Below are 12,720 nucleotides of genomic sequence, written 5' to 3' on the forward strand. Positions count from 1 at the left end.
CTTTCGTGTCCGATTCCCGGTCGAAGCGGGATCCTGCAGTTCCTGCTCGGCAGTTAAATTACCACCGATTCGCTTTCCAGTTCTTCGCTTTCGCGCTTCCCTTTCCGGCGGTTCCAACTTTACCAGACTCTTTTTCGTTCCGTTTCCGGTCCGAATTTGATTCCGGTGACCTGTGGAGTGGCCTTTGCCTTTCGGCTGACTCGACTTTATCAGAAGCAATTCGACCGAGGCGAACCCGGGCTTCTTGCTTGAAAGAGAAGAATCGATCGGCTCTGCGAGGATCTGGCCCTCTGCACGAGCGAGATGAACTCTAGACGTTCCCGAACGAGCTGTCCAACTCGTTGGAACCGTTAAAATCTACCTCTCCACATAGACCGTGTCAACAGCTTTTGTGGGCGACCAGAAGGCTAGCAGGTCAGCGGCCCGCGATGCACATCGGCCCTCAGGCTGCCGCCGGGAGCTCCGCACTGCGCTCCATGGCCTCGACGTCGCCCGTGCCGCCGGCGCGGGCAGCCCTGCCCCCGAGAACGTAGACATAGGCGAGAAAGGCCAGCTCAGCACCGATGCCGATGGCGATGCGAGACCAGGTGGGAAGCCCCGAAGGGGTGACGAAGCCTTCGATGACGCCGGAGACGAACAGGACCAGTGCCAGTCCGATGGCCATGCCGAGCGCGGCGCGCCCCCGCTGAGCCAGTGCCGAACGCCGGGTGCGCGGGCCCGGGTCGATGACCGTCCAGCCGAGACGGAGGCCCGTGCCCGCTGCGACGAAGACGGCGGTGAGTTCGAGCAGGCCGTGCGGCAGGACCAGCCCGAGGAAGGTGTCCAGCCGGCCGGCCGAGGACATCAGGCCGATGCCCACCGCGAGGTTGAGCACGTTGGCGAAGAGGATCCAGATCACCGGTATGCAGAGGAACGCCCCCAGCACCAGGCACATGGCCGCCGCCTGAGCGTTGTTCGTCCAGACCTGGGCGGCGAAGGAGGCAGCCGGATGGCTGGAGTAGTACGTCTCGTACTCGCCACCCGGCATGGTCAGCGCGCGCAGGTCCTCCGGCGCTGCGATCGACGCCTGGACCTCCGGATGCGTACCGATCCACCAGCCCATCACGGCAGCCAGCAGTGTGGAGAGCACCGCCGTGGGGATCCACCAGTGCCGCGAGCGGTAGACGGCGGCGGGAAAGCCGGCGGTCAGGAAGCGTGCGGCGTCACGCCACGAAGCGCGGCGGGTCCCCGTCACGGTCGAGCGCGCGCGGGCCACGAGCTGTGTGAGGCGAGCCGTCAGCAGTGGGTCCGGGGCGCTGGACTGGATCAGGGACAGATGGGTGGCCGTGCGCTGGTACAGGGCGACGAGTTCGTCCGCTTCCTCACCTGTCAGGCTGCGCCCACGGTGCAGAAGATGGTCCAGGCGGTCCCACTCGTTGCGGTGGGTGGTCACGAAGACGTCGAGATCCATGGGCGGCTGCTGCTCCAGGCATGGTGCGTACGGGTCCGTACTACGGCGGTGCGCTGCGTGTCAGCTTGGCAGACTGTGGTCCTGAGGGGCAGGGAAGAGCGGCGAGGGGTGGTGGGTGGCGATGAATGAACTCGTGACCGGAGACGCGGTCGTACTGGGGTTGCAGCCGGCGAGGCTCCCCAGCCGGGCGTTGGCGATCACCATCGATCTTGCGGCGCTCCTGACCGTGTTCGTACTGCTTTCCATCGGTCTGGCCGTGGCGACCGTGACGCTCGACGAAGCCGCGGCGGCCGCGGTCGCCGTCGCCTCGTTCCTTCTGGTTCTGGTGGGCGGGCCGGTCGCGGTCGAGACGCTCAGCCAGGGGCGTTCGCTCGGAAAGCTGGCCTGCGGTCTGCGTGTGGTGCGGGACGACGGCGGGCCGATCCGCTTCCGGCACGCGCTCGTACGGGGGGCCATGGGACTGGTCGAGATCCTGGGGACGTTCGGAGTCGTGGGCTGTATCGCCTCTCTGGTGTCCGCCCGCGGCCGTCGGCTCGGCGACGTGTTCGCCGGAACGCTCGTCGTACGTGAGCGGGTCTCCGCCGGGCGGGCTCACGCCGTGCCCCCGCCCCCGCCCTGGCTCGTGGGGCGTTTCTCGCAGCTGGACCTGTCGGGTGTGCCGGAGGGTCTCTGGCTGGCCGTGCGGCAGTACCTGATGCGGATGAACCAGCTCGACGCCACGGTGCGCGGGTCCATGGCCGAGCGTCTGTCCACGGATCTCGTCGCGCATACGGGCGTTCCGGCGCCGCCGGGAGTTCCGGCGGCCGCCTATCTGGCGGCCGTACTGAACGAGCGACAGGCGCGGGACGTACGACGGGTGGCCTCGGTTGCGGGCCGCGGTGGCCCGGGCGGGGCGCCGGTGACCGGCCCGGGCGGGATGTCCGTGAACGGTCCCGAGCCAGGCCTCCCCGCCCCCTTGCCCGGCGAGCCAGGCCTCCCCGCCCCCTTGCCCGGGTACGGAGGGGTCTCCGAGAACCGGGCGGTGGAAGTCCCGCGGGGAGAGGCGGGCACGCCCCTCCCCGCGGCTCCCGTGGACCAGGGCAGTCCTGCGTCCGAGCGCCACGGACAAGGGGAGGGCCAGGAGCAGGGCCCGGCGCAGACCACGACCGGCTTCGCCCCGCCTGCCTGAGGCTTCTTCGCGCCCCTGGGGCTGGGGTCAGCGGTTGGCCACGATCTCCAGGGTGAACTTCAGGTATCGGCCCGTCATGCCCTTGGCCTTGGTGACACCGAAGGCGTATCGGTCGACCGTGGCGGTGCCGACGGCGGTGATCCGCTTCTCGTCCTCGGTGACAGTGTCGAGCGTGACGGCGACCGGCCGGGTCACCCCGCACACGGTCAGGTCCCCCTGCAAAGTGGCCTCTGCCTCGGATCGTTCCAGCCTTCGGCTCAGGAAGTCGATCTCAGGATGCCGAGCCACGTCCAAGTAGTCCGCCGACCTGATGTGGTCGTCACGCTTCTGGTTGCCGGAGTCGAAGCCGGCCGCCTCCATCACGACGTGCACCGACAGCTCTTCCGCCAGCTCGGTGACGGAGATCCGGCCGTGGCTGATCGTGAAGGTGCCCCGGACCGGGACCAGCCCGAACATGGCGCGGGTATCGAAACGGACTGTCGATGCGGACGGGTCGATGTCGTACGCACCGGCCACTGGTAGCCGTTGGTTCCCCGGTACTGGCATGAGTTCATAGCCCCCGCGTGCTGAAGGTCCACTGTGGTGGATCAGCCTCTCGCACCTCCTGGTGGACCACCACCCCTGCAAGGCAGCGGAGTGTCGGCCGGGCTCAAGTCCCGTCTGCCGCGGGAGGCATGGCCGAAGGCGGGGATTCGAGGTGCTCGAGCTCGATGCCCGGCGCTGCCAACACCACGTCACCCGCGATGTGCACGGCGTGCTGGTCACCGGTGTCCAGGGCGTTGACCTGGTACTCGTCCACGATCAGGGGCCCGTTGTCAGTGGCGTGCGCTTCACTCTTCAGCAGGGACCAGGACTGGTCCACGGTGCGGGGGGCGAGAACCGGGTCCGTGAAGGTGACCAGACGGACGCGGGTCGCGGGGGAAGCGGGGGTGAGGCGAAGGAGCCGGGCGGTGGCGACGAGGAAAGCGGGGGACGTGCCGGAGAAGGTGTGGGCGCGGACATTGCCTTCGGTGGCATGAGTGCCGGTGGGATCGGTCCGTACCCAGGTGACCCCGTCGAGGGCGGCACCGCGGATCTGCCAGCTCGCGGCGTGCAGTTCGAGACGGATGGGGCGGCCGAGCTCGTCCAGCGCCAGATCGACGGACCCCAGGTGGGCGCCCGAGGGGGCCGTGGTCTGGGAGACGTAGCGCCAGCCGGACGGGCCGGGCGCGCAGTGGAAGTGTTCTTCGCCGAGGGGGGTGTGGTCGTGGACATCGTGGATCGAATAACGGCCGCGGGGCATGGGGTCCTTCGGGTTCCTCGGGCTGTGCGGGTGCGGTACGGGGCAGGCCCCCGGCACGGGGGTGCGGGGGCCTGCGCTCGGACCTGCTGCTGAGAGCTGCGCCGGCCGGTGGCCGACGGCCGGCTCAGTAGCGGTAGAGGTCGGACTTGTACGGGCCTTCGACCGGGACGCCGATGTAGTCGGCCTGCTCCTGACGCAGGGTCGTGAGCTTCACGCCCAGCGCGTCGAGGTGGAGGCGGGCGACCTTCTCGTCCAGGTGCTTCGGCAGCACGTAGACATCGGTGGGGTACGACTCGGGCTTGGTGAACAGCTCGATCTGGGCCAGGGTCTGGTCCGCGAACGAGTTGGACATGACGAACGAGGGGTGACCGGTGGCGTTGCCGAGGTTCAGCAGGCGGCCCTCGGACAGCACGATCAGGACCTTGCCGTCGGCGAACGTCCAGGTGTGGACCTGCGGCTTGACCTCGTCCTTGACGATGCCGTCGATCTTCGCCAGACCGGCCATGTCGATCTCGTTGTCGAAGTGGCCGATGTTGCCGACGATGGCCTGGTGCTTCATCCGGGCCATGTCGGAGGCCATGATGATGTCCTTGTTGCCCGTCGTCGTGACGAAGATGTCCGCGGTCTCCACCACGTCGTCCAGCGTCGCGACCTGGTAGCCGTCCATCGCGGCCTGCAGGGCGCAGATCGGGTCGATCTCCGTGATGATCACCCGGGCGCCCTGGCCGCGGAGGGACTCCGCGCAGCCCTTGCCCACGTCGCCGTAGCCGCAGACGACGGCGGTCTTGCCGCCGATGAGGACGTCGGTGGCGCGGTTGATGCCGTCGATCAGTGAGTGGCGGCAGCCGTACTTGTTGTCGAACTTCGACTTGGTGACCGCGTCGTTGACGTTGATCGCCGGGAAAAGGAGGGTGCCGTCGCGGTGCATCTCGTACAGCCGGTGCACACCGGTGGTGGTCTCCTCGGTCACGCCGCGGATCTCGGACGACAGCTGGGTCCACTTCTGCGGGGACTCACCGAGCGTGCGGTTCAGCAGGGTGAGGATGTACGCGTACTCCTCGCTGTCCGCGGTCGACGGGTCCGGGGCCTGCCCGGCCTTCTCGAACTCGACGCCCTTGTGGACGAGGAGGGTGGCGTCGCCACCGTCGTCGAGGATCATGTTCGGGCCACCGGTGGGGGTGTTCGGCCAGGTCAGCGCCTGCTCCGTGCACCACCAGTACTCCTCCAGGGTCTCGCCCTTCCAGGCGTAGACCGGGACGCCGGCGGGGGCTTCCGGGGTGCCGTTCGGACCGACCGCGATCGCCGCGGCGGCGTGGTCCTGGGTCGAGTAGATGTTGCAGGAGGCCCAGCGGACCTCGGCGCCCAGGGCGACCAGGGTCTCGATGAGCACGGCGGTCTGCACGGTCATGTGCAGGGAGCCGGTGATCCGGGCGCCGGCCAGCGGCTGGGCGGCGGTGTACTCCTTGCGGATCGACATCAGGCCGGGCATCTCGTGCTCGGCGAGGGTGATCTCCTTGCGCCCGAAGGCGGCGAGGGAGAGGTCTGCGACCTTGAAGTCCTGGCGGTTGGCGGCCGTCGTCATAACGGGCTGCTCCTCGTGGTGGGTCGAGGGTGGGCTGGCTGGCTCTGCGGCGGCCACGGGCACACGAATGCCCGGGCGATCCGCAGTGCAGTCCGTCGGAGGCCCTCTCTCCCTCGGCCGGTCCGCTCGCGCGGGCCGATCGACCGCCATCAGCAGCGACGTCTGGTACTCCTCCGAACCTACACCGAACGGCCCAGTGAGCCCCAGCCCGCCTGGGTGGCGGCGTGGGACACCGGGCCGTTCGGGGCTGGTCCTCAGCGGGTCAGTGGCCGGATCCCACCGGTGAGCCGTCAGGAGACGCGGGGTCGGCGTCGGGTCCGGAGTCGGTGCCGGGGCCGCCCGGGGTCTTGCCCGGGTTGGTGCCGGCAGCGGCGGCCGCCTCGTCGTAGATGTCGGGTTCGAGATAGATGACCCTGGCGATCGGGACGGCCTCGCGGATCCGGTTCTCGGCGGCGTTGATCGCCTCCGCGACCTCGGCGGCCGACTCCTCGGCCCGCACCGCGATCTTGGCTGCCACCAGCAGCTCTTCCGGGCCGAGGTGGAGCGTGCGCATGTGGATGATGCGGGTGACGGTGTCGCCGTCGACGAGCGAGGCCTGGATCTTCTCGACGTCCTCGATCCCGGCGGCCTCACCGAGCAGCAGCGACTTCGTCTCCGCGGCGAGAACGATCGCGATCACGATCAGCAGGATGCCGATGCACAGGGTGCCGATGCCGTCCCACACGCCGTTGCCGGTGCCCAGCGCCAGGCCGACGCCGGCGAGGGCCAGAACAAGGCCGATGAGGGCGCCGAAGTCCTCCAGGAGAACGACGGGGAGCTCGGGCGCCTTGGCGCGGCGGATGAACTGCGTCCAGGACAGCTTGCCCCGGGTCTGGTTGGACTCCGCGATCGCCGTACGGAAGGAGAAGCCCTCGGCGATGATCGCGAAGACCAGCACACCGACCGGCCAGTACCAGGCCTCGATCTCGTGCGGGTGCTTGATCTTCTCGTAGCCCTCGTAGATCGCGAACATGCCACCGACCGAGAACAGCACGATGGACACGAGGAAGGCGTAGATGTAGCGCTCACGCCCGTAGCCGAAGGGGTGCTGGGGCGTCGCCTCCCGCTGGGCCTTCTTGCCGCCGAGCAGCAGGAGTCCCTGGTTGCCCGAGTCGGCCAGTGAGTGGACGCTCTCCGCCAGCATCGACGAGGAGCCACTGAAGAGGAACGCCACGAATTTGGCCACTGCGATCGCGAGGTTGGCGGCTAGTGCCGCCACGATCGCCTTGGTTCCGCCTGACGCGCTCATGGGTGACTGGTGTCCCTTCCTCAGTGCTGCGACACGGGCGCCGCGTTACGGCCGGACATTGTTGCAGCCGCTGACGCGGACGGTACGTCAGACCAGCACGGTCGCACGGAAAAGCGTTCCGCTACCGGTCACTTCTACCGTTTCGTCCGCAGGGACGAACACGGATTCACCGGGTGCGAGACCGATCTCACCCGCCCGCGGGGCGCCCGCGGTGCAGAGCAGGATCTGCGCGGTGCCCGCCGTGAGATCGACGGGGGCGCCACCGGTCGGCAGGACGTATCGCGACAGCCGGAACTCGTCGACCGGCGTCTCGTACACCTCTTCGCCGGTGGGCGCGGCCTCGGGGCGCAGGATGCCGGGCTCGGTCGCCTCGAAGCGGACGATGCGGAGCAGCTCGGGGACGTCGACGTGCTTGGGGGTGAGACCGCACCGCAGCACGTTGTCGGAGTTGGCCATGATCTCGACGCCCAGGCCGCCGAGGTAGGCGTGCGGGACGCCGGCGCCGAGGAACATGGCCTCGCCGGGCTGGAGTTGTACGTAGTTCAGCAGCATGGCCGCGATGACGCCCGGGTCGCCGGGGTAGTGGTGGGCGATCTGGGCGTACGGGGCATGGGCTCCGCCGAGCCGTCCGGCGGCCTCTGCCGCCTCGGCGACCGTGTGCGCCATGTCGTCGGGGTCCGCGGTGAGGACCGCGGTGAGGACCTCGCGCAGGGCCGCCTCGTCGGGGCGGGCGCCGAGCAGGTCCACGTAGGGCTTGAGGGAGTCCACGCCGAGGGCGCCTATCAGGGCTGCGGCTTCGGCGGGCCTGCGGAAGCCGCACAGCCCGTCGAAGGGCGTCAGCGCGCAGATCAGCTCGGGCTTGTGGTTGGCGTCCTTGTAGGTGCGGTGCGGTGCGTCGATCGGGATGCCCCGGCGCTCCTCGTCCGCGTAGCCCTGCTGTGCCTGTGCGAGGTCGGGGTGGACCTGGAGGGACAGCGGACCACCGGCCGCGAGCAGCTTGAGCAGGAAGGGGAGGCGGGGGCCGAAGGCGCGGACGGCCGCGGCGCCGAGTTCGCGTTCGGGGTCGGCCGCGATGACATCCGTGAGGGACCGCTCACCCGCCCCGGAGCCCGAAGTGCCCTCGCCGCCCACCCCGGAGCCCGAAGTGTCGGCGATGTCCACCCCGGAGCCCGGAGTGACCGCCACGGCGGGGCGGGTGAGGCGTGAAGGGGCTCCCGGGTGGGCGCCCATCCACATCTCGGCCTGCGGTTCGCCGGTCGGGGCTGTGCCGAGCAGCTCGGGAATGGCCGTGGTGGACCCCCAGGCATAGGGGCGCACGGTGTTGGAGAGCCGGTCCATGGAGATGTGTCCTCGTGGGATGCGCGGGGCGTGGGCGCCCAGGGGATGGCGGGCCCTCAGGCCCGGTTGTCGGAGGCCAGGGAGGCGTAGACGGCGGCGAAGTCGGTGACCGCGAGGAGTTCGGCGAGGGCTTCGAGCTCGCTGCCCTCCTCGGGTTCGAGCTCGCTGATGGCGGTGTCGTGGCTCAGGGCCAGTTCGCGGGCGGCCGGGCTCGCGGTCAGCCCTCCGGCGGGCCGGTCACGGAGCAGGACGACTCGGGCCCGCATGGCTTCGGGCTCGTCCACCCGGTCCCGGAAGAAGTCGTCCGGGTCGCCCCCCGCCGCGAACGCTCCGGCGAGCAGCCCCCCGTGGGAGGGCAGCGCTTCCGGCAGCTCGGCGACGAGCGCGGGGCGGCCCGCGAGCTCGGCGAGGACGGCGGCGAAGCGGCGTCCGACGGGGCCGGCGGCCTGGCCCTCCGTCCAGATGAGAGGCAGGCTGTCGGCGAGTTCGGCGGCGAGGGTCTTGGCCGGGTTGCCGTACGTGGCGATGGCCGGTCCGCAGCGCTCCGCGGTGCGGTCGAGGCGGTCGGCGACCTTCCGCAGCGTGTCCGTGGGCGCGTCGATGAGGCCGACCCGGTCCAGCAGTGCGAGCAGCGGGGTGAGCAGGGCCCAGAGGGTGCCCGGGCCGGCCGCCGAGGTCTCGGCGTCGTACTCGCCGTGCGGGGCGGCCGCCATGGGGACGACGAGCCCGTGGGCCCCGTCGACGGCTTCGCGCAGCGGCGACCTGACGGGTGCGACGGCGACGACGGTGCAGCCCCGGCGGTACGCCTGCTCGGCGAGCAGCGCGAGGCCGGGTTCGGTGCCGTCGGCCGTCGCGATGAGCAGCAGGTCCACGGATCCGGCCCAGCCGGGCAGGGTCCAGCGCAGCGCTCCGGCGGCGGCCGCGACCCCGGTGGGGCGGATCGCGGTGACCGGGGCGGAGGCACCCGCGAGGGCGCCGATCAGGTCGGCGACCCCGGAGGCGGCCGTACCGGGCCCCGCGACGAGGACGGCGCGGGGCCTTCCCTCGGGTGCCAGGTTGCCGATTCCCGCCTCGGCGGCGTGCCGGGTGGCCGTGCGGACGCGGGCTCCGGCCTCGGCCGCGCCGCGCAGCAGGTCTCGCCTGTCGGCTCGGGCCAGGGCTTCCGGTGCGTCGAGCAGCGACTCGTCGAGCATGGTGGTGGGCCTCCGATCACCGTGCTGATCAGGGTGCGATTACGCGGGGCGGCGGGCCTCGTCGACCAGGAGCACCGGGATGCCGTCCCGCACCGGGTAGGCGAGACCGCAGTCCGTGCCGGTGCAGACCAGCTCGGGGCTTTCGGCCGCGGACCTGTCTTCGAGCTCGGCGTGGCAGGCCGGGCAGGCGAGGATCTCCAGAAGGCCGGCTTCGAGCGGCATGGGGTGGGTCCCTTCGGGCATGCGGTGCGGATCCGTCCGGGCCGGGGTGCGGCCCCGCGGAGCCAGGGGCGTGGTCAGCCTACCGCTGGGCCGTGAGGGTCGCGGCCCAGCAGGCCCCACCCGACAGGGCATGCGTCGGGGGGCATCACGCGCGAACGCGTGCGAGGACCTCGTCGCGTACCGCCGCCATGGTCGCCTCGTCCCGTGCCTCGACGTTGAGACGCAGCAGCGGCTCCGTGTTGGAGGCGCGGAGGTTGAACCACCAGTCGGTGGCCGTCACGGTGAGCCCGTCGAGCTCGTCGAACCTCACGTCGTCGCGGTCGGCGTACGCCGCCCTGATCGCCGCAAGCCGGCCTGCCTGGTCGGCCACGGTGGAGTTGATCTCGCCGGAGCCCGAGTAGCGGTCGTACCGGTCGAGGAGTCCGGAGAGCGGGCCGTCCTGGCCGCCGAGCGCGGCGAGGACGTGGAGGGCGGCGAGCATGCCGGTGTCGGCGTTCCAGAAGTCTCGGAAGTAGTAGTGCGCGGAGTGCTCGCCGCCGAAGATCGCGCCGTGCTCGGCCATCTCGGCCTTGATGAAGGAGTGGCCGACGCGGGTGCGTACGGGGGTTCCGCCGTTCTCGCGTACGACTTCGGGGACCGACCAGGAGGTGATCAGGTTGTGGATGACGGTGCCGTCGCCGCCGTTGCGCGCCAGCTCACGGGCGGCGACCAGCGCCGTGATCGCGGACGGGGACACGCCTTCGCCGCGCTCGTCGACGACGAAGCAGCGGTCCGCGTCGCCGTCGAAGGCGAGGCCGAGGTCGGCGCCCTCGGCGAGGACGCGGGCCTGGAGGTCGACGATGTTCTTCGGGTCGAGGGGGTTGGCCTCGTGGTGGGGGAAGGTGCCGTCGAGCTCGAAGTACATGGGTACGAGGTCGAGGGGCAGGCCCGCGAAGACGGTGGGGACGGTGTGGCCGCCCATGCCGTTGCCGGCGTCCACGACGACCTTGAGCGGCCGGATCCCGGTGAGGTCGACGAGGCCCAGGAGGTGCGCGGCGTAGTCGGCGAGGGTGTCGCGCTCGGTGACCGTGCCCGGGGTGGTGGCGTCCCCGTCAGGGAGGCCCTGCTCCGACCACTGCTCGACCAGCGTCCGGATCTCGGTCAGGCCGGTGTCCTGGCCCACGGGTGCGGCCCCGGCGCGGCACAGCTTGATGCCGTTGTACCGCGCCGGGTTGTGCGAGGCCGTGAACATCGCCCCTGGCAGGTCCAGCGACCCGGAGGCGTAGTACAGCTGGTCCGTCGAGCAGAGCCCGATGAGGGTCACGTCGGCGCCGCGCCCCGTCGCGCCGCGGGCGAAGGCGGCGACCAGGCCGGGCGAGGACGGCCGCATGTCGTGGCCGATCACGATCGCGTCCGCGTCGGTGACCTGGACGAAAGCGGCGCCGAACAATTCGGCGAGCGCTTCGTCCCACTGGTCGGGCACGACTCCGCGCACGTCGTACGCCTTCACGAGCTGCGACAGGTCAGCTACCACGGACGGTCCTCCTGGGATCTTTACGGACCGCCCAAACTACCCGGCGTCCGGGGGCGCCAGGTCAGGGGAGCATCCAGCCCAGCACCACCGTGCTCTGGGCCATCACGATCAGGCACATCGCCAGCAGCAGGCCGAGGCTCCACGGCAGGACCTTGCGCAGCAGATCACCCTCGCGTCCGGCGAGACCGACGGCCGCGCAGGCGATCGTCAAATTCTGCGGGGAGATCATCTTGCCCAGTACTCCCCCGGAGCTGTTGGCGGAGGCGAGGAGGTCGGGGGAGAGGCCGGACTCCCGTGCGGCGGACACCTGGAGCGCACCGAAGAGGGCGTTGGCCGAGGTGTCGGATCCGGACACGGCGACGCCGAACCAGCCGAGCACCGGGGAGAGGAAGGCGAGTCCGGCGCCCGCCGCGGCGACGGACTGGCCGATGGTGGCGGCCTGACCGGACAGGTTCATCACATAGGCGAGAGCCAGTACGGACGTCACGGTGAGGATCGCGTAGCGCAGTTCGTGCACGGTGGCCGCCCACTCCCGCACCGCGGCACCCGCCCGTACGCCGATGACGACGGCGGTGATCAGCCCGGCGACCAGGACGAGCGTGCCGCCCGTGCCGATGAGCGGGAGGGAGAACACATTGGCGCCGACCGGTTCGCCGTCGGGCCCTCCGACATCGAGGAACGGCCAGTCGAAGACCTGTGTCGCCTTGTCCAGGAGCCGCTTGACGGGCGGGATCTGGGCGACCGAGAACACCACGACGATCAGCGCGTACGGGGCGTAGGCGCGCAGCACCTCGCGACGCGGGTCCTCCTGGTCCAGGTCCTCGCTGCGTACGCCGGTCAGCACGGCAGCGCGTACGGGTTCGTCGGCCGGCTTTCGGGCACTGGGGACGGCGATCAGCGCGCCCGCGCCGACCAGGGCCGCCGCGATGTCGGCGAGCTGCGCGGAGACGAAGTTGGACGCGGCGAACTGCGCGACGGCGAAGGCGACCCCGCAGACGAGCGCGGGCGGCCAGGTCTCGCGCAGCCCTCGTTTGCCGTCGACCAGGAAGACCAGGATCAGCGGGACGACGAGGGCGAGCAGCGGCGTCTGACGACCGACGACCGAGGCGACGTCGTCCAGCGGCAGACCGGTGACCTGGGCGAGCGTCACCACGGGCGTACCCATGGCACCGAAGGCGACGGGTGCGGTGTTGGCGACCAGGGAGACGACGGCGGCCTTCACCGGGTCGAAGCCGAGCGCGACGAGCATGACGGAACAGATCGCGACGGGTGCGCCGAAACCGGCCAGCGCCTCCAGGAGCGCGCCGAAGCAGAAGGCGATGACCAGCGCCTGGATGCGCGGGTCGTCGGAGACCCGGCCGAAGGAGCGCCGCAGGATGTCGAAGTGCTGGGTGCGCACCGTCATCCGGTACACCCAGAGGGCGTTGACGACGATCCACATGATGGGGAAGAGCCCGAAGAGGACTCCTTGCACCCCTGCGGACAGGGTCTGCCCGACGGGCATGCCGAACGCCAGCCAGCCGACGAGCACGGCGACGGCGAGCCCGATGAGTCCGGCACGGTGGGCCTTCATACGGACGGCGCCGAGCAGCACCAGCACGGTCACCAGCGGCAAGGAAGCGACAAGAGCGGACAGGCCGAGCGAATCGGCTACGGGTTCGAGTTGCTGGACAAACACACAGGC

At 70.5% G+C, this 12,720-nt stretch carries 11 protein-coding genes; 1 reads left to right on the forward strand and 10 read right to left on the reverse strand.

The window, feature by feature from the left end:
• Positions 1-442: 442 nt before the first annotated feature.
• Positions 443-1,450: a stage II sporulation protein M gene (locus AB0C75_RS35065; protein ID WP_362896451.1), complete on the reverse strand. Its 1,008-nt coding sequence runs from the start codon at positions 1,448-1,450 to the stop codon at positions 443-445.
• Between the two features lie 121 nt (positions 1,451-1,571).
• On the opposite strand from AB0C75_RS35065, the gene AB0C75_RS35070 reads away from it, so the two are divergent.
• Positions 1,572-2,618, forward strand: coding sequence for an RDD family protein (locus AB0C75_RS35070; RefSeq protein WP_362896453.1), 1,047 nt, complete (start codon positions 1,572-1,574; stop codon positions 2,616-2,618).
• A gap of 27 nt (positions 2,619-2,645) precedes the next feature.
• On the opposite strand, the gene AB0C75_RS35075 is transcribed toward AB0C75_RS35070, so the two are convergent.
• The 9 genes from AB0C75_RS35075 to AB0C75_RS35115 all read right to left on the reverse strand — a co-directional run bounded on the left by AB0C75_RS35075 (position 2,646) and on the right by AB0C75_RS35115 (position 12,714).
• The gene (locus AB0C75_RS35075; protein ID WP_362896455.1) at positions 2,646-3,164 is read right to left on the reverse strand and encodes a YceI family protein; all 519 of its coding nucleotides are present in this window, start codon (positions 3,162-3,164) and stop codon (positions 2,646-2,648) included.
• Between the two features lie 103 nt (positions 3,165-3,267).
• Positions 3,268-3,900 carry a hypothetical protein gene (locus AB0C75_RS35080; protein WP_362896457.1) on the reverse strand — a complete coding sequence of 211 codons (633 nt, stop codon included), beginning with the start codon at positions 3,898-3,900 and terminating at the stop codon, positions 3,268-3,270.
• A gap of 124 nt (positions 3,901-4,024) precedes the next feature.
• Positions 4,025-5,482, reverse strand: a complete 1,458-nt coding sequence (gene ahcY, locus AB0C75_RS35085; protein ID WP_362896459.1) for an adenosylhomocysteinase — start codon at positions 5,480-5,482, stop codon at positions 4,025-4,027.
• 262 nt (positions 5,483-5,744) lie between these two features.
• Positions 5,745-6,770, reverse strand: a complete 1,026-nt coding sequence (locus AB0C75_RS35090) for a cation diffusion facilitator family transporter (RefSeq protein ID WP_362896461.1) — start codon at positions 6,768-6,770, stop codon at positions 5,745-5,747.
• A gap of 87 nt (positions 6,771-6,857) precedes the next feature.
• On the reverse strand, positions 6,858-8,108 hold the full coding sequence (manA, locus tag AB0C75_RS35095) for a mannose-6-phosphate isomerase, class I (RefSeq protein WP_362896463.1): 1,251 nt from the start codon (positions 8,106-8,108) through the stop codon (positions 6,858-6,860).
• Between the two features lie 56 nt (positions 8,109-8,164).
• Positions 8,165-9,301: an SIS domain-containing protein gene (locus AB0C75_RS35100; protein ID WP_362896465.1), complete on the reverse strand. Its 1,137-nt coding sequence runs from the start codon at positions 9,299-9,301 to the stop codon at positions 8,165-8,167.
• A gap of 39 nt (positions 9,302-9,340) precedes the next feature.
• Positions 9,341-9,523, reverse strand: coding sequence for a Trm112 family protein (locus tag AB0C75_RS35105; protein ID WP_362896495.1), 183 nt, complete (start codon positions 9,521-9,523; stop codon positions 9,341-9,343).
• Positions 9,524-9,668: 145 nt separating this feature from the next.
• A complete protein-coding gene (locus AB0C75_RS35110) occupies positions 9,669-11,036 on the reverse strand; it encodes a phosphomannomutase/phosphoglucomutase (RefSeq protein WP_362896467.1) in 1,368 nt (455 codons plus the stop codon).
• Positions 11,037-11,097: 61 nt separating this feature from the next.
• Positions 11,098-12,714, reverse strand: a complete 1,617-nt coding sequence (locus AB0C75_RS35115) for an L-lactate permease (protein ID WP_362896469.1) — start codon at positions 12,712-12,714, stop codon at positions 11,098-11,100.
• Positions 12,715-12,720 lie beyond the last annotated feature (6 nt).

Source organism: Streptomyces sp. NPDC048565, from assembly GCF_040650935.1.
Taxonomy (GTDB): Bacteria; Actinomycetota; Actinomycetes; order Streptomycetales; family Streptomycetaceae; genus Streptomyces.

Coding starts and splice junctions, on each gene's coding strand:
- AB0C75_RS35065 (WP_362896451.1), bottom strand. CDS start 1,450: ATGGATCTCGACGTCTTCGTGACCACCCACCGCAACGAGTGGGACCGC.
- AB0C75_RS35070 (WP_362896453.1), top strand. CDS start 1,572: ATGAATGAACTCGTGACCGGAGACGCGGTCGTACTGGGGTTGCAGCCG.
- AB0C75_RS35075 (WP_362896455.1), bottom strand. CDS start 3,164: ATGCCAGTACCGGGGAACCAACGGCTACCAGTGGCCGGTGCGTACGAC.
- AB0C75_RS35080 (WP_362896457.1), bottom strand. CDS start 3,900: ATGCCCCGCGGCCGTTATTCGATCCACGATGTCCACGACCACACCCCC.
- ahcY (WP_362896459.1), bottom strand. CDS start 5,482: ATGACGACGGCCGCCAACCGCCAGGACTTCAAGGTCGCAGACCTCTCC.
- AB0C75_RS35090 (WP_362896461.1), bottom strand. CDS start 6,770: ATGAGCGCGTCAGGCGGAACCAAGGCGATCGTGGCGGCACTAGCCGCC.
- manA (WP_362896463.1), bottom strand. CDS start 8,108: ATGGACCGGCTCTCCAACACCGTGCGCCCCTATGCCTGGGGGTCCACC.
- AB0C75_RS35100 (WP_362896465.1), bottom strand. CDS start 9,301: ATGCTCGACGAGTCGCTGCTCGACGCACCGGAAGCCCTGGCCCGAGCC.
- AB0C75_RS35105 (WP_362896495.1), bottom strand. CDS start 9,523: ATGCCGCTCGAAGCCGGCCTTCTGGAGATCCTCGCCTGCCCGGCCTGC.